Source organism: Flavobacterium sp. IMCC34518 (genome assembly GCF_027111095.2).
Taxonomy (GTDB): domain Bacteria; phylum Bacteroidota; class Bacteroidia; order Flavobacteriales; family Flavobacteriaceae; genus Flavobacterium; species Flavobacterium praedii.
Map to the genome: position 1 here is coordinate 3,673,776 of NZ_CP114284.2, position 24,284 is coordinate 3,698,059.

At 34.5% G+C, this 24,284-nt stretch carries 10 protein-coding genes; 5 read left to right on the plus strand and 5 right to left on the minus strand.

All coding sequences use genetic code 11. The features are described from left to right. The first annotated feature begins 27 nt into the window (after positions 1 to 27). On the plus strand, positions 28 to 672 hold the full coding sequence (gene pdxH / locus OZP06_RS15775; protein ID WP_269222712.1) for a pyridoxamine 5'-phosphate oxidase: 645 nt from the start codon (positions 28 to 30) through the stop codon (positions 670 to 672). Positions 673 to 832: 160 nt separating this feature from the next. Next, positions 833 to 1,333 (plus strand): CAP domain-containing protein, encoded by a 501-nt coding sequence (locus tag OZP06_RS15780; RefSeq protein ID WP_269222713.1) that lies wholly within the window; start codon positions 833 to 835, stop codon positions 1,331 to 1,333. A 70-nt stretch (positions 1,334 to 1,403) separates the two neighbouring features. Here the strand turns inward: OZP06_RS15780 and OZP06_RS15785 are convergent, their stop codons facing one another. The 5 genes from OZP06_RS15785 to OZP06_RS15805 form a co-directional block, all read right to left on the minus strand. Then, positions 1,404 to 3,365, minus strand: coding sequence for an OmpA family protein (locus OZP06_RS15785; RefSeq protein ID WP_269222714.1), 1,962 nt, complete (start codon positions 3,363 to 3,365; stop codon positions 1,404 to 1,406). 51 nt (positions 3,366 to 3,416) lie between these two features. Further along, positions 3,417 to 4,097, minus strand: a complete 681-nt coding sequence (locus tag OZP06_RS15790) for a hypothetical protein (RefSeq protein WP_269222715.1) — start codon at positions 4,095 to 4,097, stop codon at positions 3,417 to 3,419. A 91-nt stretch (positions 4,098 to 4,188) separates the two neighbouring features. Further along, the gene (locus OZP06_RS15795; protein WP_269222716.1) at positions 4,189 to 5,100 is read right to left on the minus strand and encodes a type IX secretion system membrane protein PorP/SprF; all 912 of its coding nucleotides are present in this window, start codon (positions 5,098 to 5,100) and stop codon (positions 4,189 to 4,191) included. 143 nt (positions 5,101 to 5,243) lie between these two features. Further along, positions 5,244 to 18,797: a gliding motility-associated C-terminal domain-containing protein gene (locus OZP06_RS15800; protein ID WP_281323958.1), complete on the minus strand. Its 13,554-nt coding sequence runs from the start codon at positions 18,795 to 18,797 to the stop codon at positions 5,244 to 5,246. A 55-nt stretch (positions 18,798 to 18,852) separates the two neighbouring features. Next, the gene (locus OZP06_RS15805) at positions 18,853 to 19,425 is read right to left on the minus strand and encodes a hypothetical protein (protein ID WP_269222720.1); all 573 of its coding nucleotides are present in this window, start codon (positions 19,423 to 19,425) and stop codon (positions 18,853 to 18,855) included. A 1,464-nt stretch (positions 19,426 to 20,889) separates the two neighbouring features. Here OZP06_RS15805 and OZP06_RS15810 point away from each other — a divergent pair. The 3 genes from OZP06_RS15810 (at position 20,890) to ppk1 (ending at position 24,270) form a co-directional block, all read left to right on the plus strand. After that, positions 20,890 to 21,390, plus strand: coding sequence for a CAP domain-containing protein (locus OZP06_RS15810; protein WP_269222721.1), 501 nt, complete (start codon positions 20,890 to 20,892; stop codon positions 21,388 to 21,390). 310 nt (positions 21,391 to 21,700) lie between these two features. Beyond that, complete coding sequence (locus tag OZP06_RS15815; protein WP_269222722.1) at positions 21,701 to 22,186, plus strand: histidine phosphatase family protein; 486 nt, start codon at positions 21,701 to 21,703, stop codon at positions 22,184 to 22,186. 8 nt (positions 22,187 to 22,194) lie between these two features. Continuing rightward, entirely contained in the window at positions 22,195 to 24,270 is a 2,076-nt protein-coding gene (ppk1, locus tag OZP06_RS15820) for a polyphosphate kinase 1 (protein ID WP_269222723.1), read from the plus strand. Positions 24,271 to 24,284: the final 14 nt, after the last annotated feature.

Consider the following 24,284-nt stretch of genomic DNA (forward strand, 5'->3'; position numbering starts at 1 on the left):
AAATAAAATAGTATAAAACTAAATAAAATGAGCGATTTAAGTAATTATAGAAAGTCATACGAAAAAAGTGAATTATTAGAATCTTCAATTCCAGAAGACCCAATTAATCTTTTTAACAGATGGTTTCATGAAGTAGAAGATTTTGAAGGTACTGGTGAAATTAATGCTATGACTGTTTCAACAATTGGTTTAGATGGTTTTCCAAAATCGCGCGTAGTGCTTTTAAAAAAATTCAACGAGGAAGGTTTTATTTTTTATACCAATTATAATTCTGAAAAGGGTAGGGCGATAGCTAATAATCCAAATGTTTGTCTTTCGTTTTTCTGGGAAAGTTTAGAGCGACAAGTCATAATCAAAGGAATAGCACAAAAAACATCAGAAAACAATTCAGATGGCTATTTTGAATCCCGACCTGATGGAAGTAAATTAGGAGCCATAGTTTCCAATCAAAGCGAAGTTGTACCTTCTCGAAATTATTTGGAAGAAAATTTAAAACAATTAGAAAAAGATTACGAAGGTTCAGTAATTCCAAGACCAAAACATTGGGGTGGTTTTATTGTTTTTCCTAAAGAAGTTGAATTCTGGCAAGGAAGGCCTAACCGTTTGCATGATCGAATTCGATATACACTTGAAGAAGATTATTCTTGGAAAATTTCACGTCTAGCCCCATAATGTAAGAATGTTGTATTATCTTTTGTGTTTTTGATGTAGTTCGTCGATTATATTTGGTGATTTGGATTTAAGTCAGTTTATTTGGATTAATAATTAGCCTAAGCTGTTAACAATAAAGGAGTTTGCCCCCAATCTACTTTAGATTTAAACTACTATTTATATGAGTTCGAAATTACTTCGTGTGTCTTCATTTATTGCAATTTTATTTTTTATTTCCTGTACTTCTGAGGAAACTACTTCAACAGAATCAGATCAAACTTCGTCTCTCGTTTTAAACTACGATTATAGTCCTGTAGAATTGGAAACAATGACTTTGATTAATAATTACCGTGTTAGTATTGGGTTAAAAGCATTAGAAAAAATCAATCATGTTTCCTACAAATCGGAAGAACATGATAATTATATGATTGCAAACAATGTTGTAAATCATAATGATTTTGAAGCTCGTTCTTCTAATATTATAAAAGTTTTGGGTGCAGTAAAAGTAAGTGAAAATATTGCTTATAATTACAATAGTGCTCAAGGAGCTTTCGATGCTTGGCTAAATAGCGAAGGACATAAACAAAATATTGAAGGTGATTATACACATTTTGGTATTTCGATAAGAGAAAATCCAGCAAATGGGAAAAAATATTATACTAATATTTTTGTAAAAATTTAAAAATTGAGATTTCTATAAAGCAAAAAAAAACTACCATATTACAGGTAGTTTTTTTTGCTAAAAAAATATTTTATAATCCAGTTATAATAAACTCACTACGTCTGTTTTGTTGATGTTCTTCTTCAGTACATTGTACACCATCAGAGCATTTGTTGACTAATTGAGTTTCACCGTATCCTTTACTTCCTAATCGATCTGGTGCAACACCATTTTTGATCAACCATTCTCTAGTGGATTTTGCTCTTCGTTCAGACAAACCATCATTGTACTTAAATGAAGCACGACTATCTGTATGGGAACGAATGTCTAATTTCATTGTTGGATATTGATTCAATACATCCAAAATTTTGGCCAAATCTAAGGCAGCTTCTGGTCTAATATTAGATTTATCTAAGTCAAAATAAATCCATTTTATACCAAAACATCCTCCTAAATCATCCCCAATAGTTACCTTACAAATAGTGGGTTGTATAGACAAGTTTAACTGTATTTTGCATTCATTAACAGGGATTGTTATTGTTTTTTCTGCCGTATCGTATTTTTCTTTTTCAACTCTGATACTATACGTGTTTTTACTTTCTACATTAAAAAGATAATAGCCATTTTCATCGGTTTCCTTAGAACTAATCAATATATGTTTATCATTGAATAAAGATACTTTTGCATTTGACACTTTAGTATTTGGAATGCTTTTACCATCTTTAGATTCAGATATAATTCCGCTTATTTCTGGAACACATTTTTTTGCTAGTCTTTTTATTTCTTTGAAACGATAGATATCATCATACCCTTTTCCTCCATCTCTATTGGAAGAGAAAAATCCAATTCTGTTTTTGGTATTGATTAAATAGGCAAAATCATCTTTTGTGGAATTGACATCTGCTCCAACATTTTGAACTTCTCCAAAAGTGCCGTCTGGATTTATTTGAGAAACAAAAATATCAAGACCACCAAGTCCAGAATGGGAGTCTGAGGCAAAATAGATTTCATTTTCATCTGTAACAAAAGGAAATGTTTCTTTTCCGGCAGTGTTTATGGTTTTTCCTAAATTTTCAGGTGTGCCAAAACTGCCATCATCATTAATACTTACTTTAAAAATATCAGATTCGCCAATGGTGCCTGGCATATCCGAAACGAAGTACAATGTTTTTTCGTCTGGACTTAATGCGGGATGTGCTGTACTATAGTTGTTGCTATTAAAAGGTAATTCGGTAATATTTTTCCAGTCATTGTTTATGTAACTGGCTTTGTATAACTTAATCAAGGTTACATTTTCTTCATTTTTACCTTTTTTTCCTTCCAAATAATTATTTCTGGTGAAATACATAGTATTCCCATTTTTTGTAAAAATGGCACTTGCTTCATGAAATTTGGATTTTACACCTTTTGAAAACTTTTTTGGTTTATCTGTTAATAATGAATCTGGCGTCAATTTGGATTCATATAAATTAGTAAAATATTGATCTGTCCAAGTGTGTTTTCTTTGGCCTAAACTTCCAGTATCTCTTGAAGAAGTAAATACCAATTTGTCATTGTAAAAAGAGCTGCCATAATCTGAATATTTTGAGTTTATTCCTGCATCAGAAACGTTATATCTACCAGAATTAGCTTTAATTTTATCCATGTAATTCACTTCTTTTATGTATTCTTCTCCTTTGGTAGAATTATCCGATTTTTCAATATACATTTTAAGCATCTCATTGGCTTTTTCATTTTGACCAATAGATCGTAAACAAAAAGCATATCTGTAATAGATTTCTGGATCGACATTAGAATTTAATGCAAATAATTGTTCATACCAATTTGCCGCTTTGTCTAATTCAGAATTGAAATAGTAAGCATTTCCTAATTTCTCATACATTTCAGGAGATTTATACCCTTTTTCGGCTAATCTTTCGTATGTTTTTATGGCATCTACGTAGGCATATTTATCGTATTTTTTATCCGCATTCAATACTTTAGCTTTTTGCGCATTAGTGCTTAGAGTAAAAAAGGAAAGTATCGTTAGGCAAAGTACTGTAATGTTTTTCATAATAATAGTTTTTTAGAAATCTGTACTGTTTTTTTGATTACTATTAGTTATTTATCTAGTACTGTTACTAGATAATTGGTTGAACTTTTTTAAATATTCATTCGATTTTTCAATTTTTCCTACCGCTTTTAATGTGATTGAATATCGATAATAATATTCGGGTTCTATATCAGTGGTTTTGGCAAAAATTTTAGTATAATATTTTTCTGCTTTATCAAATTCATCATTAAAAAAATAGGAATTAGCTAGCTTTTTCATCATATCCAAAGATTCAAAACCTTTTTCTGCTACCCTTTCATAGGTTTTAATAATGTCTATGGATGCATACGAATCTGCTTTTTTGGGAGTATCAGAAAATAATATTTTACTTGGAATGCTACTTCTAAGTAAAGTATCCGAATTTAAAATTGATTTTTCTAATTGGTCTCCATCAACAAATATGGGTGTTACTATTCTTTTATTATTAGTACCCAAATCATAAGTCCTAATTAGTTTTGGATTTGAAACATCATAAACTGTTTTATATCCTCCAAATTTCATCATCGTAATTTCTTCAACATGATAATATTTAATCCTCTTATTTGGAGTATATGTTTTATCTTTCATCATCAAAATATTACTTTGTGTAGTGCTTACTTTTTTATTATTTATATCAATAGCAGTATTTTGTCCCCAACTATTGGATGAAAATATACTAGTAAGTAAGAAACAAAGGATTTCTATATTTTTCATGACATCTGTTATTAAGAGTAAACAACTATAATTTTGTTTTTAAAAGTTGCATATCCAATGTTTTACCAAATCTTCTTACTAAATGAAAATATTAGAAGAATCTAGGTGTTGTTATTTTATTATTTTTCTTGAATATTTCATAACGTAAGAATATTTCATGTGAACCTGAATTGTAATTGTCTAATTCTGTAGTTTCAAAATCATATGCATATCCTATATACAAACCTTCTGATATATGAAAACCAACCATGGCACTTAAGGCTGCACTCCATCTATATGCCAAACCTACTGTAAGTTTTTCATTGAACATAAAGTTTCCTGAAACATCAACTTGTAAGGGAGATCCTTCTACAAGTTTTGTCATAAATGTAGGTTTGAATTTTATGGTAGGACTTAAATCAAAAACATATCCTCCAATTAAGTAATAGTTTATTTTTTCTTTATAAATAGCAACATCATTATCATTATAGGTATTTGTTTCTATGAAATTAGGAACAGAAAAACCTAAATAAGCTTTGTCAGAATGTAGATAAATTCCAGCACCCACATTTGGTGAAACATCGTTGTTAAAATTTTGAAATTGGAGATCACCTTGATCACTTGGATTTAATTTGTTTATGTCTAAATTAAATAAGTTAATAGTTCCTTTAACACCAAATGATAATTTATAGGATTCAGAAACAGGAATAGTATATGATAAATCTGTTGATATTGAATTAGTAGTTGATGGTCCAATTTCATCATTTACAAGTGATACACCTAGACCAAGTCTACTGTTGTTGAATGGAGTATTAACCGAAATAGTGTTAGAAATTGGTGCACCATCAAGCCCAACCCATTGTGTACGATGCAAAGCAAAAAAGCTCAAAGCTCCTCTTGATCCTGCATAAGCTGGGTTTACATTTATTGTGTTGTACATATATTGTGTATACTGAGCATCTTGTTGCGCAAAACTCACAATAGCTGTAAACATCAAAACGATTGAAAATAATTTTGTTTTCATAGTTAGCTTTTTGTTGGTTTAAAATGGCTATTTGCTTTAATAGCTTAGTTTTGAGGGTATTTCAATTTAGTGTTAATCTTTTATTTAGCGATAGTTTAAAATACTCTGAGGTTTTTTGTTTCTCAGAGTATTTTAATTTGGATTTATTTGACTAAATACAAATAACCATCTTTTTTCACTTTTAATGTTTTTCCTTGTCCGTCAAAAGTATCATAACTAATAATGTAGAAATAGGTTCCTGTTGGTAATCCTTCGTTTTTATTAATAGTTGTTCTACCTTCAGATCGTCCTCTAAATGCATTACCTTCGTTGTTATAATTATCTTTTTCAAAAACGAGAACACCCCATCTATTGTATATTTCAACTCTAAAGTTATTATAACAAAGATTATCTTCTAAGTTTTCAATTTTGAAATAATCATTTATACCATCTTCATTTGCTGAGAACGCATTGTGTATAATAATCGATTTACACGCCAATACTTTACAATCATCATTAACATCTAAAACTAAGAAGATACTACGTGGACAATCGCCTGCCAGTTTGTATTCATATTTGTACTTATTGATAGGGAGTCCAAAAGCATTTAAAATAGAACCATTTAGGCCACCTATATTATCAGTATCAATCCAAGTTCCTGTTCTTGCAACATCAGCAGGCAATAATGTGTTAAGATCTAATGGAGTTGTATCTGCATTACAAGTTGTGCTAGAAATTGTTGCCGGTTCAATTCCACCAACGTTTATGGTGATTGTTGCAGTACTACAATTTGCAGTATTTGATGCTTCACACACTTGATAGTCAAATGTATATTGTCCAGTAGCTATTCCGTCAATAAGTTTTATATTTCCATTTTCATCAATTGTAATAAATTGTTTAATTGCCGTTAATAATTTAAATTTAAAATCACTTAAATTGGCAGTAGATCCATTTATTAAATCGTTTGTTAATGCATTTCTTAATTCGTTTAGAATAGAACATTGTGTTACATTAAAGACGTCATTGGTAGCTTGTATGTCGTCAAACATTTTGCAACTTATACCATAGTCAATATCCAAGTGTACTGGATCGAGTGCTGTTACAGCAACTGTTTGTGGGTTGCCATTAGTAGGGCCGCAAACTTCGAAACTTGTTGGTTTGCCAGTATTTTTAGTATTTTCTTTTTTACTTGTATTTGGTAAAACTTTTACCAATCCTGTAGCTCCCAATGCTGAAGATTGAGCTTCTAAATTGGCATCCATTTTTAATTCCACTTTGTAATCTCCAAATGCTCCAACTGGTGGTCGGTTTCTCCAGAAACCTTGAATACCAATGATTACACTTTTATTATAATCATTAGGCCCCGTTACAAATAGATTTGGAGATTTTGCATTACCAAAACCGGCCGCATTCAACTCTCCAACATTATTAGATCCTTTATAGCTTCCGTCACCATTTAGATCTATCCATTCCCATTTACTGTAATCAAAACCTCCATTTGCATCTGGAATATTTTTAGTTACTAATCCGTCATTGTTTGCATCAAACCACTCATCTTGAATTCCATTGTTATTTACATCGTACCAAACAAAGTCTCCTAATACTGGTAGATCGGATTTGTCATATCCAAAATCGTGAGTTTGATATTTACAATTTTCTAAAGTGGTAAAAAATAAACTTGAATTTATTGGATATAATTGATATGCAGCATTCAAATTGGCATCTTGTACTTGAACCAAATAATCTCCAGGAACCATTCCTGTAAAATTATAATACCCTTGAGCATCGGTAATTTTTATTTGGATTGGTCCAGTAGTAGTTCCTTGTGGTACTAAATTTACTGGAACATTAGCCAAAGGAGTGTTTGTACCTGCATTGAAAACAATACCTGATATTTTAGTTTTATCAGTACAAATAACGGTTATGGTTACAGTGGCTGTATCGCAATTTCCTTCGTCTGCATTTTCACAAATTTGATAAGTCAAAATATAGGTTCCAGCAGGAGTGCCATCTTTAATATCTATTGAGCCATCAGTATTCATTGTCATATATCCTGTTGGATCAGCTGTTACTAAAGTTAAAGTAACGTCTGTAGGGTTTACTGCAACGGTATTCAAAGTGTCATTTTTGAATACGTTAAGAACATTTGTAGCGCCATTTATACCGTCTATTGGCCCTGCAGTATCATCAACAGCATCAATTGTAAATACTGGTCTAGCGGTACAGTATGGAGTTGATGGTGGGTAATTTACTGTAATGGTTTCACTTGGATTTACAGTAAATGTTACGGATGCAGTTGGTCTTAGGTTTTCGAACCCATCAGAACCTTCTATCCATTTACCATCAACTAATAACCAGCCTGGCCAATCGATTCCATTGCCATTTGCATCAACTACAGCACCCGGCCATAATACTTTTCCGCTTAAAGGTAAGTTTGTCATTGTAGCAACAACATTGTTTTTACTGTCTGTCCAAGTTAAAGTCAATCCATTTACTGGAGTGAAATTATTAGCAGTTGTGGTGTAGCTAAAATATGGAACGTCATTTGTGCAAGTACCTTCTCCTGCTACAGTTATGCTTGGAGCTTCAATCGTAACAGTGACTATTGCGGTATCACAGTTAGTTGTATTTAATTTTTCACAAATTTGATAAGTCATTGTTTGTGTTCCCACTGGAGCATCTGCCAATACATCAATTGAACCATCAGGATTCATTTGCAGGAATGGGTTTGAAGTTACAGTTGTAAGGATGACATCGGCAGGATTTACCGGTAATGCATTTAAAGTATCATTTGTAAATACGTTAATCACATTTGGAGTAATTTGATTCACACCAACAATTATACCGGCGTTATCATCTACAGCATCAATTGGATTTGTTTTTTCATTTACAATTTCATCATCTGAAGCACTAATTGGAGTTTCATTTGGTGTAAATCCATCAGCCTTAGCTACATTGGTAACAGATCCTTTATTCAGATCCTCTTGAGTTACTGTATAACTTTGAGTAAACTCAGAATTGGCACCTGGTGTTAATGTTTCTATTATTGTATCTAATCCAGTCAATGGATCTTTTACTGTTATTTGATGCAATGTTTGATTTCCTGTATTTTTTACAATAATGGTATAATTAATTACATCCCCAACAACGCTATAACTTGAAGTTGTAGCCGTTTTAATAACTACTAATCCAGGTGACTGGGTAAGTGGTGTAATAGTACAATCAGGACATTCTGGATCAATTGGACAAGTAGTACAAGGCGTAGGATCAGAAGAAGTATCCGTTACAGGATTTCCTTTTGGATCTATACCAGTAGCTGTTGCCAAGTTGTACACATAACCTGTATTGATATCTTCTTGAGTTATTACATGACTACCTGAGAATGTTGTAGAATCAGTTACACCTACCGCAAGCGATGCTATTGGTCCTCCAGTGATTGTAGCATTGTTATCTGTAACAGTTATATTCGTTAAAGTGGTGTTTCCTGTATTTTTTATTACAAAATTATAAGTTACTACATCTCCAATATTCGTAATACCATCTTGATTGGAATCTACATAAGTTCCATCTTTGGTAATATTGATACCTGGAGTTTGTTCAAGTGGAGTAATAGTACAATCAGGACATTCTGGATTGATTGGACAAGTAGTACAAGGCGTAGGATCAGAAGAAGTATCCGTTACAGGATTTCCTTTTGGATCTATACCAGTAGCTGTTGCCAAGTTGTACACATAACCTGTATTGATATCTTCTTGAGTTATTACATGACTACCTGAGAATGTTGTAGAATCAGTTGCACCTACCGCAAGCGATGCTATTGGTCCTCCAGTGATTGTAGCATTGTTATCTGTAACAGTTATATTCGTTAAAGTGGTGTTTCCTGTATTTTTTATTACAAAATTATAAGTTACTACATCTCCAATATTCGTAATACCATCTTGATTGGAATCTACATAAGTTCCATCTTTGGTAATATTGATACCTGGAGTTTGTTCAAGTGGAGTTATAGTACAATCAGGACATTCTGGATTGATTGGACAAGTAGTACAAGGCGTAGGATCAGAAGAAGTATCCGTTACAGGATTTCCTTTTGGATCTATACCAGTAGCTGTTGCCAAGTTGTACACATAACCTGTATTGATATCTTCTTGAGTTATTACATGACTACCTGAGAATGTTTTAGAATCAGTTGCACCTACCGCAAGCGATGCTATTGGTCCTCCAGTGATTGTAGCATTGTTATCTGTAACAGTTATATTCGTTAAAGTGGTGTTTCCTGTATTTTTTATTACAAAATTATAAGTTACTACATCTCCAACATTTGTAATTCCATCTTGATTGGAATCTACATAAGTTCCATCTTTGGTAATATTGATACCTGGAGTTTGTTCAAGTGGAGTAATGGTACAATCAGGACATTCTGGATTGATTGGACAAGTAGTACAAGGCGTAGGATCAGAAGAAGTATCCGTTACAGGTTTATCTTCTGGATCTTTACCAGTAACAGTTGCTAAATTGTACACATAACCTGTATTGATATCATCTTGTGTGATGATATGACTACCTGAGAATGTAGTTGAATCTGTTGCTCCAGGAGCCAAAATATCAATAGGCCCTCCTGTGATAACTGCATTGTTATCGAATACTGTAATATTTGTTAGAGGTACACTTCCTGTGTTTGTTATCACAAAATTATAAGTCACCACATCACCTATATTGGTAATACCATCTTGATTGGAATCTACATAAGTTCCATCTTTAGTAATATTGATACTTGATTCTGAAATCACATAAGTATAATTGGCTTTGCAACCATTTTTATCGGTAATTTCAACATTATACGTACCATTTGGTAAGTTTGAAATATCTTCAGTAATAGCTCCATTAGACCATAAGAAAGTATAAGGAGTTGTTCCTCCAGTAACAGTAATGTCAATAGAACCATTACTACATCCAACACAATTATTGTTGTTTACAATAACCGCTGTACCACTTAAAGGAGCACTTGGTTGACCAATAGTTACGTTACAAGTTGTTTTGTATCCTAATTTATCGGTCACGGTTACAGTATGTGAACCAGCATTTAAACCAACCGCTTGAGCAGTTGTTTCACCGTTGTCCCATAAGTAAGTATAGTCTCCATTTCCGCCAATGGCAGTAACAGTTGCTTTACCGTTGCTGTCACCATAACATTTGGCAGGTGCATCTTGAGTGATGCTACAAGACAATACATCAGGTTGAGTGATGGTAATTTCGCAAGTAGTTTTACATCCTTTGGAGTCGGTAACGGTAACGGTGTGCAATCCAGCATTTAATGCCACTGCTTTTGCAGTTGTTTCATCGTTGTCCCAAAGATAAGTGTATCCGCCATTTCCGCCAAGAGGAGTAACAGTTGCTTGACCGTCGCTTAAACCATTAGCAGAAACTGCTTTGTTTTGAATTATTGAACAAGTTAATACCGCTTCTGGTTGACCAATGGTTACGTTACAAGTTGTTTTGTATCCTAATTTATCGGTCACGGTTACAGTATGTGAACCAGCATTTAAACCAACCGCTTGAGCAGTTGTTTCGCCGTTGTCCCATAAGTAAGTATAGTCTCCATTTCCTCCAATGGCAGTAACGGTTGCTTTACCGTTACTATCACCATAACATTTGGCAGGCGCATCTTGAGTGATGCTACAAGACAATACATCAGGTTGAGTGATGGTAATTTCGCAAGTAGTTTTACATCCTTTGGAGTCGGTAACGGTAACGGTGTGCAATCCAGCATTTAATGCCACTGCTTTTGCAGTTGTTTCATCGTTGTCCCAAAGATAAGTGTATCCGCCATTTCCGCCAAGAGGAGTAACAGTTGCTTGACCGTCGCTTAAACCATTAGCAGAAACTGCTTTATTTTGTATAATGGAACAAGTTAATACCGCTTCTGGTTGACCAATGGTTACGTTACAAGTTGTTTTGTATCCTAATTTATCGGTAACGGTTACAGTATGTGAACCAGCATTTAAACCAACCGCTTGGGCAGTTGTTTCGCCATTATCCCAAGAGTAAGTGTAATCCCCATTTCCTCCAATGGCAGTAACGGTTGCTTTACCGTTACTATCACCATAACATTTGGCAGGCGCATCTTGAGTAATGCTGCAAGACAATACATCAGGTTGAGTGATGGTAATTTCGCAAGTAGTGTTACATCCTTTGGAGTCGGTAACGGTAACGGTGTGCAATCCAGCATTTAATGCCACTGCTTTTGCAGTTGTTTCATCGTTGTCCCAAAGATAAGTGTATCCGCCATTTCCGCCAAGAGGAGTAACAGTTGCTTGACCGTCGCTTAAACCATTAGCAGAAACTGCTTTGTTTTGAATTATTGAACAAGTTAATACCGCTTCTGGTTGACCAATAGTTACGTTACAAGTTGTTTTGTATCCTAATTTATCGGTCACGGTTACAGTATGTGAACCAGCATTTAAACCAACCGCTTGAGCAGTTGTTTCACCGTTGTCCCATAAGTAAGTATAATCTCCATTTCCGCCAATGGCACTAACAGTTGCTTTACCGTTACTATCACCATAACATTTGGCAGGCGCATCTTGAGTGATGCTACAAGACAATACATCAGGTTGAGTGATGGTAATTTCGCAAGTAGTTTTACATCCTTTGGAGTCGGTAACGGTAACGGTGTGCAATCCAGCATTTAATGCCACTGCTTTTGCAGTTGTTTCATCGTTGTCCCAAAGATAAGTGTATCCGCCATTTCCGCCAAGAGGAGTAACAGTTGCTTGGCCATCACTTAAACCATTAGCAGAAACTGCTTTATTTTGTATAATGGAACAAGTTAATACCGCTTCTGGTTGACCAATGGTTATGTTACAAGTTGTTTTATATCCTAATTTATCGGTCACGGTTACAGTATGTGAACCAGCATTTAAACCAACCGCTTGAGCAGTTGTTTCACCGTTGTCCCATAAGTAAGTGTAGTCTCCATTTCCGCCAATGGCAGTAACAGTTGCTTTACCGTTGCTGTCACCATAACATTTGGCAGGTGCGTCTTGAGTAATGCTACAAGACAATACATCAGGTTGAGTGATGGTAATTTCGCAAGTAGTTTTACATCCTTTGGAGTCGGTAACGGTAACAGTGTGCAATCCAGCATTTAATGCCACTGCTTTTGCAGTTGTTTCATCGTTGTCCCAAAGATAAGTGTATCCGCCATTTCCGCCAAGAGGAGTAACAGTTGCTTGACCGTCGCTTAAACCATTAGCAGAAACTGCTTTATTTTGTATAATGGAACAAGTTAATACCGCTTCTGGTTGACCAATGGTTACGTTACAAGTTGTTTTATATCCTAATTTATCGGTCACGGTTACAGTATGTGAACCAGCATTTAAACCAACCGCTTGAGCAGTTGTTTCACCGTTGTCCCATAAGTAAGTGTAGTCTCCATTTCCTCCAATGGCAGTAACAGTTGCTTTACCGTTACTATCACCATAACATTTGGCAGGCGCATCTTGAGTGATGCTACAAGACAATACATCAGGTTGAGTGATGGTAATTTCGCAAGTAGTTTTACATCCTTTGGAGTCGGTAACGGTAACGGTGTGCAATCCAGCATTTAATGCCACTGCTTTTGCAGTTGTTTCATCGTTGTCCCAAAGATAAGTGTATCCGCCATTTCCGCCAAGAGGAGTAACAGTTGCTTGGCCATCGCTTAAACCATTAGCAGAAACTGCTTTATTTTGTATAATGGAACAAGTTAATACCGCTTCTGGTTGACCAATGGTTACGTTACAAGTTGTTTTATATCCTAATTTATCGGTCACGGTTACAGTATGTGAACCAGCATTTAAACCAACCGCTTGAGCAGTTGTTTCACCGTTATCCCAAGAGTAAGTGTAATCCCCATTTCCTCCAATGGCAGTAACAGTTGCTTTACCGTTACTATCACCATAACATTTGGCAGGCGCATCTTGAGTGATGCTACAAGACAATACATCAGGTTGAGTGATGGTAATTTCGCAAGTAGTTTTACATCCTTTGGAATCGGTAACGGTAACAGTATGCAATCCAGCGTTTAATGCCACTGCTTTTGCAGTTGTTTCATCGTTGTCCCAAAGATAAGTGTATCCGCCATTTCCGCCAAGAGGAGTAACAGTTGCTTGGCCATCGCTTAAACCATTAGCAGAAACTGCTTTGTTTTGTATAATGGAACAAGTTAATACCGCTTCTGGTTGACCAATGGTTACTGATAATGCCGCAGTACTACAGCCATTGGCATCTTTTACAGTTACGGTATAAGTTCCTGCCGCTAGTCCTGTGCGGTCTTCAACATCATTGGTTCCTGCCAAATCAGCCCAGTCGTAAGTGTAAGCACCTGTTCCGCCAGAAGCAGTAATATTAATAGCTCCAGTGGAAGCTCCAAAGCATGAAACGTCTGTTTGAGAAGTTTTGGCCACAGCCACAGCCGAAGCAGGTTGTGTAATGATTATTGATAATGCCGCAGTACTACAGCCATTGGCATCTTTTACAGTTACGGTATAAGTTCCTGCCGCTAATCCTGTGCGGTCTTCGATATCATTGGTTCCAACCAAATCAGCCCAGTCGTAAGTGTAAGCGCCTGTTCCGCCAGAAGCCGTAATGTTAATGGCGCCAGTAGAAGCACCAAAACATAAAACATCAGTTTGAGAAGTTTTGGCCACAGCCATAGCCGAAGCAGGTTGTGTAATGATTATTGATAATGCCGCAGTACTACAGCCATTGGCATCTTTTACAGTTACGGTATAAGTTCCTGCCGCTAGTCCTGTGCGGTCTTCGATATCATTGGTTCCAACCAAATCAGCCCAGTCGTAAGTGTAAGCGCCTGTTCCGCCAGAAGCAGTAATATTAATAGCTCCAGTGGAAGCTCCAAAGCATGAAACGTCTGTTTGAGAAGTTTTGGCCACAGCCACAGCCGAAGCAGGTTGTGTAATGATTATTGATAATGCAGCAGTACTACAACCATTGGCATCTTTTACAGTTACGGTATAAGTTCCTGCCGCTAATCCTGTGCGGTCTTCGATATCATTGGTTCCAACCAAATCAGCCCAGTCGTAAGTGTAAGCACCTGTTCCGCCAGAAGCAGTAATGTTAATAGCTCCAGTGGAAGCTCCAAAACATAAAACATCGGTTTGAGAAGTTTTGGCCACAGCCACAGCCGAAGCAGGTTGTGTAATGATTATTGATAATGCCGCAGTACTACAGCCATTGGCATCTTTTACAGTTACGGTATAAGTTCCTGCCGCTAGTCCAGTGCGGTCTTCGATATCATTGGTTCCTGCCAAATCAGCCCAGTCGTAAGTGTAAGCACCTGTTCCGCCAGAAGCCGTAATGTTAATGGCCCCAGTAGAAGCTCCAAAACATAAAACGTCTGTTTGAGAAGTTTTGGCCACAGTCACAGCCGAAGCAGGTTGTGTAATGATTACTGATAATGCAGTAGTACTACAACCATTGGCATCTTTTACAGTTACGGTATAAGTTCCTGCCGCTAGTCCTGTGCGGTCTTCGATATCATTGGTTCCTGCCAAATCAGCCCAATCGTAAGTGTAAGCGCCTGTTCCGCCAGAAGCCGTAATGTTAATGGCGCCAGTAGAAGCTCCAAAACATAAAACATCAGTTTGAGAAGTTTTGGCCACAGCCACAGCCGAAGCAGGTTGTGTAATGATTATTGATAATGCCGCAGTACTACAACCATTGGCATCTTTTACACTTACGGTATAAGTTCCTGCCGCTAGTCCTGTGCGGTCTTCAACATCATTGGTTCCTGCCAAATCAGCCCAGTCGTAAGTGTAAGCACCTGTTCCGCCAGAAGCCGTAATGTTAATGGCTCCAGTAGAAGCCCCAAAACATAAAACATCAGTTTGAGAAGTTTTGGCCACAGCCACAGCCGAAGCAGGTTGTGTAATGATTATTGATAATGCCGCAGTACTACAACCATTGGCATCTTTTACAGATACGGTATAAGTTCCTGCCGCTAGTCCTGTACGATCTTCTATATCATTGGTTCCAGCCAAATCAGCCCAGTCGTAAGTGTAAGCACCTGTTCCGCCAGAAGCCGTAATGTTAATGGCCCCAGTAGAAGCTCCAAAACATAAAACGTCTGTTTGAGAAGTTTTGGCCACAGTCACAGCCGAAGCAGGTTGTGTAATGATTACTGATAATGCAGTAGTACTACAACCATTGGCATCTTTTACAGTTACGGTATAAGTTCCTGCCGCTAGTCCAGTGCGGTCTTCAACATCATTGGTTCCAACCAAATCAGCCCAGTCGTAAGTGTAAGCACCTGTTCCGCCAGAAGCCGTAATGTTAATGGCTCCAGTGGAAGCTCCAAAACATAAAACATCGGTTTGAGAAGTTTTGGCCACAGCCACAGCCGAAGCAGGTTGAGTAATAATTACTGACAAAGCAGTAGTGCTACAACCATTGGCATCTTTTACAGTTACGTTATAAGTTCCTGCTGCTAGTCCAGTACGGTCTTCGATATCATTGGTTCCAACCAAATCAGCCCAGTCGTAAGTGTAAGCACCTGTTCCGCCAGAAGCCGTAATGTTAATGGCGCCAGTAGAAGCCCCAAAACATAAAACGTCTGTTTGAGAAGTTTTGGCCACAGCCACAGCCGAAGCAGGTTGAGTAATAATTACTGACAAAGCAGTAGTGCTACAACCATTGGCATCTTTTACAGTTACGGTATAAGTTCCTGCCGCTAGTCCTGTGCGGTCTTCGATATCATTGGTTCCTGCCAAATCAGCCCAGTCGTAAGTGTAAGCACCTGTTCCGCCGGAAGCCGTAATGTTAATGGCTCCAGTAGAAGCCCCAAAACATAAAACATCAGTTTGAGAAGTTTTGGCCACAGCCACAGCCGAAGCAGGTTGTGTAATGATTATTGATAATGCAGCAGTAGTACAGCCATTGGCATCTTTTACAGTTACGGTATAAGTTCCTGCCGCTAGTCCTGTGCGGTCTTCGATATCATTGGTTCCAACCAAATCAGCCCAGTCGTAAGTGTAAGCACCTGTTCCGCCAGAAGCCGTAATGTTAATGGCGCCAGTAGAAGCTCCAAAACATAAAACATCGGTTTGAGAAGTTTTGGCCACAGCCACAGCCGAATCAGGTTGAGTAATAATTACTGACAAAGCAGTAGTACTACAACCATTGGCATCTTTTACAGTTACGGTATAAGTTCCTGCCGCTAATCCTGTGCGGTCTTCAACATCATTGGTTCCAACCAAATCAGCCCAGTCGTAAGTGTAAGCGCCTGTTCCGCCAGAAGCCGTAATGTTAATGGCCCCAGTAGAAGCCCCAAAACATAAAACATCAGTTTGAGAAGTTTTGGCCACAGCCACAGCCGAAGCAGGTTGTGTAATGATTATTGATAATGCAGCAGTACTACAACCATTGGCATCTTTTACAGTTACGGTATAAGTTCCTGCCGCTAATCCTGTGCGGTCTTCGATATCATTGGTTCCAACCAAATCAGCCCAGTCGTAAGTGTAAGCACCTGTTCCGCCAGAAGCCGTAATGTTAATGGCTCCAGTGGAAGCTCCAAAACATAAAACATCGGTTTGAGAAATTTTTGCCACAGCCACAGCCGAAGCAGGTTGAGTAATAATTACTGACAAAGCAGTAGTGCTACAACCATTGGCATCTTTTACAGTTACGTTATAAGTTCCTGCTGCTAGTCCAGTGCGGTCTTCAATATCATTGGTTCCTGCCAAATCTGCCCAGTCGTAAGTGTAAGCACCTGTTCCGCCAGAAGCCGTAATGTTAATGGCGCCAGTAGAAGCTCCAAAGCATGAAACGTCTGTTTGAGAAGTTTTGGCCACAGCCACAGCCGAATCAGGTTGTGTAATGATTATTGATAATGCAGCAGTACTACAACCATTGGCATCTTTTACAGTTACGGTATAAGTTCCTGCCGCTAATCCTGTGCGGTCTTCGATATCATTGGTTCCAACCAAATCAGCCCAGTCGTAAGTGTAAGCACCTGTTCCGCCAGAAGCCGTAATGTTAATGGCGCCAGTAGAAGCTCCAAAGCATGAAACGTCTGTTTGAGAAGTTTTGGCCACAGCCACAGCCGAAGCAGGTTGTGTAATGATTATTGATAATGCAGCAGTACTACAACCATTGGCATCTTTTACAGTTACGGTATAAGTTCCTGCCGCTAATCCTGTGCGGTCTTCAACATCATTGGTTCCAACCAAATCAGCCCAGTCGTAAGTGTAAGCACCTGTTCCGCCAGAAGCCGTAATGTTAATGGCTCCAGTGGAAGCTCCAAAACATAAAACATCAGTTTGAGAAGTTTTGGCCACAGCCAAAGCCGAAGTAGGTTGTGTAATGGTTACTGATAATTCACTTGATGCGCATCCATTAGCATCAGTTGCAATAACTATATAGGTTCCTGCTCCCAATCCTGTTAAATTTTGAGTAGTGGCATATGGGGATCCATTTTTTTTCCAAGCATATGTATAAGGACCTGTTCCGCCAGTTGCTCCATTAATTGTTATTGCACCTGTGGTTTCTCCAAAACACTTAACATTAGTTTGGGAGGCTAAACTAACAGAAGGACATGGAACATTGGTAGAAGGAGTTGTAATATCCATTGCAGCAGTTGCACAAGCCGAGTTCTTATAATCAAGATGTGAACTACTGACAGTTTTTGTACCACATACATTGGCTTTTGGAGTCAATTCATATTTTAAAGTTATGGTTTCAACATTTAGAAAATCAATATTCCAAGAGATAACTTGTCCAGACACTGAAGTAGTACCTTTTGATGGGGTAATTGTGCCAATCGTAAAATCAGCACTAACTGTTTCTTTATCAAATGGAGTGCCTGTTATTTGTTGAGCAATCCAAGATAGTTGGGTGAATATTTGTCCATATATTCCAGTTAAATCAGCACCACTTTCTGTAAAATAAGAGCCAGCAGATTGAATATTATTAAGAGTATATTCTGCATTAGTTTGATCTGTTCCGGAAATAGCTCCAAAAAGGCCTACACAAAATATTTGATTATTATAGGTTACACCCGCTACTGGAGTTGTTTTTGCATTTGTAGCGGCAGTTATTGCAAATTGAATACAATCTCCACCTTGACCTGATGTACACGATTGATCATTTCCAACTCTATTTGCAACACCATCTGTCAATAATACGATACTTCTAGAAGTGACACAGTCAAAAGTGCCATGTGCTGTTAGTTCATCATCTGCTTTTTTAATACCGTCTTGTATATTGGTACTACCATTCGCAGTCAATGCATTTATAGCATTTATCAAATCGGTTTGTCCACTTGATAAAGTTAATGGCTTTACAATTGTTGCAGTGCTGCTATATTTCACAATTGCAATCTTATTTTTACCAGTTGGATTATTTGCTGCTAAAAAAGTTTTGTTTATAAAATCGACTGCTGCATCTTGTGCATGTGCCAAAGGTTTTGGATTATTACCATCTCCCATACTACCAGAAACGTCAATAACCAAAACAACTTCAAGAGGTCTTGAAACTGGATTTGCTCCTTGTATTTTTAGCTCCACATCTATTTTTCCACAAACACCTGGTCGAACTGTAACCGTTTTTGTTGGTGTAATTGTTTGTGAAATACTTAATAAAGAAGTGAGAATTAAAAGACTGGTAAATAATTCTTTTTTTAATTCTAGTATATAACTGCTGAAGTGTAAAAGTTTTTTCATTTTTTACTATATTAAGGTGAATAACCTAGTATTATGAGTTTTGAATCTTAACTAATTATTCTTGATTAGGATCACTAACTAAAGTATGTAGAACAGTACTCACTTTGTAGGATGGATATTCTTTAGAAGTTGCAATAATTTCGGTGCAATTCCATTTGTTGTATGAAGTTCCAATAGGAACTTTTACAATTGTGAAAAAAGTTGCAGTTTCTCCAGGACTTAAAGAAATTTCAGATATTGAATTTTGGTTGATATCTGTGAATGAAAAAGCAAGATTTACATTACTTGAGGAACTACTTCCATCATTATTTGAACAACCGTTATTCACATTTGATACACTTAAAGTATAGTTTGAAGTGGCTGTTCCTAAATTTGAAATTTGTAAATTATAAATTGTCCCTTCTGGTGGTACACTTTGTGTAAATCTATTTTTTTCAACTTGAAGTGTTGCTTTACTTGACTGTGAGAATGATTGGAGAGTGATGAACATAAAAACAAAAACAAGTACAAAATTATAAGTAGCTATTGATGCTTTTCTATCAAAGTTATTCAAAAATAATAAGATTAATTTTTGAATTGCATTCGGATAACAATCGTTAGATAGGTTTAATGTAGTTTTAGGTTTCATATTTGATTTTTTTTTAATTAAAATATTTTTTTAAACTTCTTTACTATTATTTAGAAAGTCAAATACTTTCATATACCAATAATAAAAGCATTGTGATACTTGGTGTAGGTTTCAATTATTTTAATTTTGTTTTAAAATGGGGGATTGATCAAAATTAAATTTTACTTACTTTATAAAATGTTCTTAAAATGCGACATTTAAAGTCAATATGTAGTAGGTTTCTTCTAATTAATATTGATTCAAAAAGGGGGTTGAATCAATTTTTGAATATCAATTATACCTCAAAATTTGTATAAGGTATCACTAAATTTTCTTGTAGGTTTTATATCTTAATTTTGATTTAAATTGGGGTTTTAAATCAATTGCCTTGAAAATCAGGTTTTAAGCTGATATAAATAGAGTAGGTTCTATTATAAATATTTAATATTTCAATTACGATTTGGGTAAAAATTAAAATACATTCATATTTATAATTCAAATTTATAAAGAATGTTCAATTTATATTATCAATGTCTTTAAATAACCTAAATACTCGTTGAAAAGTTAAAAAGGGAATATAATTATTAAGAATTTTAGAAATATTTTTATTTTGTTTAATGCTATATTTTTATTTAAGTAGTCGGATTTTGAATTAAATTACAATATTAAATTACTGTATTTTATAAATTTTTAGTTTTTTAAAACAATTCCCCAAAAAAAAAGAGCTATTTATATTCTATTATGTAATAAATCTTAGACTTTACGTGATAAAGATGTTTTTAAAAGTTTTTTTTGAATTATACAATTTGTTAAACAAAAAAAAGCTTGAACTATTGAAAATCAAAAGTTTAATCTTAATAAATAATAGTGTACTTACTATATATTTTTGGCTTTTGCAGTCAATGTCTAATGATTACTTATTTTATTTTTTAAAATTTAACCATTTTTTTAAATGGTTAAATGGAAAAGTTAAAGTGAAATTCTCCTCAATTATTTTGTATAAATAGTATAATTTTTATTAAAACTTTATACTTTTTTAATTCTTTGACCCGTAGGATGTAATTATTTTAAACACGTATAAACATAGATTTTCTAAGCTCAAAAAAGAGGCGTTTCACTTATTTTAAACACACATAGTGCTCTATGTGAAAGAAATATATTTCTTTTTGATATTCTTTTTTAAAATAAAGTCTATGTTTCTATGCATTTTATAAAAGTTTTATGAATTACACCCAACGAGTTTCATTATTTAATTTTAAATATAACGAATCGTAGTACTACTCAATTATTAAATTGATATGATCTTCATTAATACAATAATAAAAAATTAAATATAAGAATTATTCTTATTTAATATTAAAATAGATGCATTACATCGATTATATTTTGCACTTAAACGGATTTAATGTAAATTTGATTGACTGTTAAATTTATCAGTTAAGGATATTGCCCCACAATCTTCTTTAAACTTAAAACTAATGTATCATGTTATGTAAAGCACTCCGTTTGTTAGGTATTTTTACATTGGTAGCAACAACATTTTCTTGCTCTCCCGAAGATAATTCAAATGAAACAGAAGAGAGATTGCCAATTGTAACGGTTTATGAGTATAGTCCAATTGAACTAGAAACAATGACTATAATTAATAACTATAGATTAAGTATAGGTCTAAATGCTTTAGAGAAAATTAACCATGTTTCCTATAAATCTGAAGAACATGATATTTATATGATAGAAAATAATGTAGTTAATCATGATGCATTTGTTGAAAGATCCAATAATATCATCAAAGCATTAGGAGCAATTAAAGTAAGTGAAAATATTGCTTACAATTATAATAGCGCACTAGGAGCTTTTGATGCTTGGATGAAAAGCCCACATCATAGAGAAAACATTGAAGGTGATTTTACACATTTTGGTATAGCTATAAAAGAGAACCCAATAAATGGTAGAAAGTATTATACTAATATTTTTGTTAAAATGTAAGTTATTGTTTGTTTATATGTTTGTAAGAAAGCTGTCAATATTTGGCAGCTTTTTTTATATTTTATAAAGTTTAATTATTCTTTTTTTCAAATTAAAAAAGTAAAGAATAAAATAGACTTTGAGTTAATATTTTTTATGATTCAAAAATTAATGCAATTACTGTATTTTTTTTTGTAAATTGTAGCTCCCTTATGATTTAGAATTCAAATTTTATAGTTTGAATTATCGCTCATTTCCAAGTCATTAATTTTCTGAATTCTATTCTATCTATTTGTTAGAGAAGTAGTTTAATAAAAAATAATTGAGAAGTATGAAAAATCTAATTTTAATTCGGCATGCAAAATCAAGTTGGGAAGCACCTTTACATGATAAAGATAGACCCTTAACATCTCAAGGAATGCAAAGTGCACATCTTATTTCTTCAAATTGTATTGAATATTTACCTAAAATATATAGTATTTGGAGTAGTACTGCTGAAAGAGCAATAGAAACAGCAATTATATTTGCGCAGAATTTCAATTTTCCTTTGGAGAGTATACTTTATAAAGATGAACTTTATACTTTTGATGAAAGAAAATTAGAAAAAATTATTAAAACATACAGTAATGGATTTGATAACATAATTATATTCGGACATAACGAGGCTATTACAAATTTTGTTAATAAATTTGGAGACGTTTACATAGATAATGTTCCTACAGCTGGATTTGTTCATATTGAATTTGATAATGAAAGCTGGGAATCAATTAGTAAAGGAAAGACAAAAAAAATACTATTCCCCAGAGATTTAAAATAAGCAAAAAAGTGTTAGAACAAAAATATATTGATAGAGAAAAAAGCTGGTTGGCTTTTAATGCTAGGGTATTGCAAGAGGCTGCAGATGATAGTGTTCCATTATTAGATAGGCTACGATTTTTAGGAATTTTTTCCAATAATTTGGATGAATTTTTTAGAGTACGATTTGCTGCTATACGACGATTAAGTTTAAGTGGTATTTCTGGTGAAAAATATTTTGGAGGTGTTACTGCTCAACAATTGATTAAGGATATAACCGAGATAGTAATTCAACAACAATCAGAAAGTTTACGAATTTTAAATATTATTGAGCTACAATTAGAATCAGAAAATATTTTTATTGTAAATGAAAATGGTATAAATAAAGACCAAGAAATATTTCTAAAAGATTTTTTTATTCAAAAATTAAGTCCTGAACTAGTTACTATTATACTAAATGATTTGGCAGAATTCCCAGTATTGAAGGATTCACTAGGTTATTTAGCCGTTAAAATGGTAATGAAAAAAGATCAGGAAGTACGTTATGCAATTATTGAAATGCCAAAAATGCTGAATCGTTTTGTGGTATTGCCTGAATCTAATAATAAGCAATATGTTATTCTTATTGATGATGTAATACGAATACATTTGAGTAGTATTTTTAATATTTTCAATTATGAAAGTGTTTCTGCCCACATGATCAAAATTACCAGAGATGCTTCATTAGACATTGATAGTGATCTAAGTAAAAGTATGCTCGAAAAAATATCTTCCAGTGTAAAAGACAGAAGAATAGGAGAACCGGTCCGTTTTATTTATGATCAGGAAATTGATAGAGATACACTCAGTTTTTTTCTGGATAAAATGAACATAGATTCTACAGATAGTATTATACCTGGTGGACGTTATCACAATAGGCGAGATTATATGGATTTTCCTAATTTAGGAAGATTTGATTTACTTTATAAAAAAAATGATCCACTTCCAATTCCTGGTCTAAGTCTAGAAGGAAGCATACTCGAAAAAATTGCCGAAAAGGATTATTTGTTGCATGCACCATATCAGTCGTTTGCTTATTTAATAAAGTTTCTTCGAGAAGCAGCATTAGATCCAAAAGTAACCTCTATAAAAATAACCTTATATAGATTAGCCAAAAATTCTCAGATTATTAGTTCCTTGATTAATGCCGCAAAAAACGGAAAAAAAGTTATTGTTCAAATTGAATTACAGGCCAGGTTTGATGAAGCTTCAAATATATCCTATTCAGAACAAATGCAAACGGAAGGAATTCAGCTGGTTTTTGGGATTAAAGGTTTGAAAGTTCATAGCAAAGTATGTGTAATTGAAAGAATGGAGAAAAATAAAATAAAACGTTACGGTTTTATTTCGACAGGAAATTTTAATGAATCTACTGCAAAAATTTATACTGATGTAACGCTATTTACTTGTCATTCTCAAATTCTAAAAGATATAACTAAAATATTTGAATTTTTTGATATTAACTATAAAGCACAACGATACAAACACTTAATTGTTTCACCACAATACACAAGACATCGTTTTGTAAAATTAGTTGATAGGGAAATTGCGCACGCCATTGCAGGAAAAAGAACTTATATGAAATTGAAAATGAATAGTTTGTCTGATTTGGCTATGATAGATAAATTATATGAAGCCAGTAATGCAGGTGTGAAAATTCAATTAGAAGTAAGAGGTATCTGTTCCTTAATTCCAGGTGTCAAGGGATTAAGTGAAAATATTGAAGCAATAAGTATTGTAGATAATTATTTGGAACATTCAAGGATTTATATTTTTGGAAATGCTGGAATTACAGAAGTATATATTTCTTCAGCAGATTTGATGACAAGAAATATAGACGCTAGAGTAGAGGTTACATGTCCTATATATAATGAAGAAATAAAACAGGAATTGATAGAGAATTTTGACATTGGTTGGAAAGGAAATGTTAAAGCAAGATACCATTCTTATAAATTAGATAATAAATATAGAATACGAAATGATGATCCTGTTTTTAGAGCTCAATTAGAAACCTACAAATATTATCAAAGAAAAGTTGAATTTGTAGAAGAATTAAATGAAAATTAAAAGTACTAATAGAA

Bases quoted from the DNA above. Each gene is read 5' to 3' on its own strand.
- pdxH (WP_269222712.1), top strand. From the start codon at position 28: ATGAGCGATTTAAGTAATTATAGAAAGTCATACGAAAAAAGTGAATTA.
- OZP06_RS15780 (WP_269222713.1), top strand. From the start codon at position 833: ATGAGTTCGAAATTACTTCGTGTGTCTTCATTTATTGCAATTTTATTT.
- OZP06_RS15785 (WP_269222714.1), bottom strand. From the start codon at position 3,365: ATGAAAAACATTACAGTACTTTGCCTAACGATACTTTCCTTTTTTACT.
- OZP06_RS15790 (WP_269222715.1), bottom strand. From the start codon at position 4,097: ATGAAAAATATAGAAATCCTTTGTTTCTTACTTACTAGTATATTTTCA.
- OZP06_RS15795 (WP_269222716.1), bottom strand. From the start codon at position 5,100: ATGAAAACAAAATTATTTTCAATCGTTTTGATGTTTACAGCTATTGTG.
- OZP06_RS15800 (WP_281323958.1), bottom strand. From the start codon at position 18,797: ATGAAAAAACTTTTACACTTCAGCAGTTATATACTAGAATTAAAAAAA.
- OZP06_RS15805 (WP_269222720.1), bottom strand. From the start codon at position 19,425: ATGAAACCTAAAACTACATTAAACCTATCTAACGATTGTTATCCGAAT.
- OZP06_RS15810 (WP_269222721.1), top strand. From the start codon at position 20,890: ATGTTATGTAAAGCACTCCGTTTGTTAGGTATTTTTACATTGGTAGCA.
- OZP06_RS15815 (WP_269222722.1), top strand. From the start codon at position 21,701: ATGAAAAATCTAATTTTAATTCGGCATGCAAAATCAAGTTGGGAAGCA.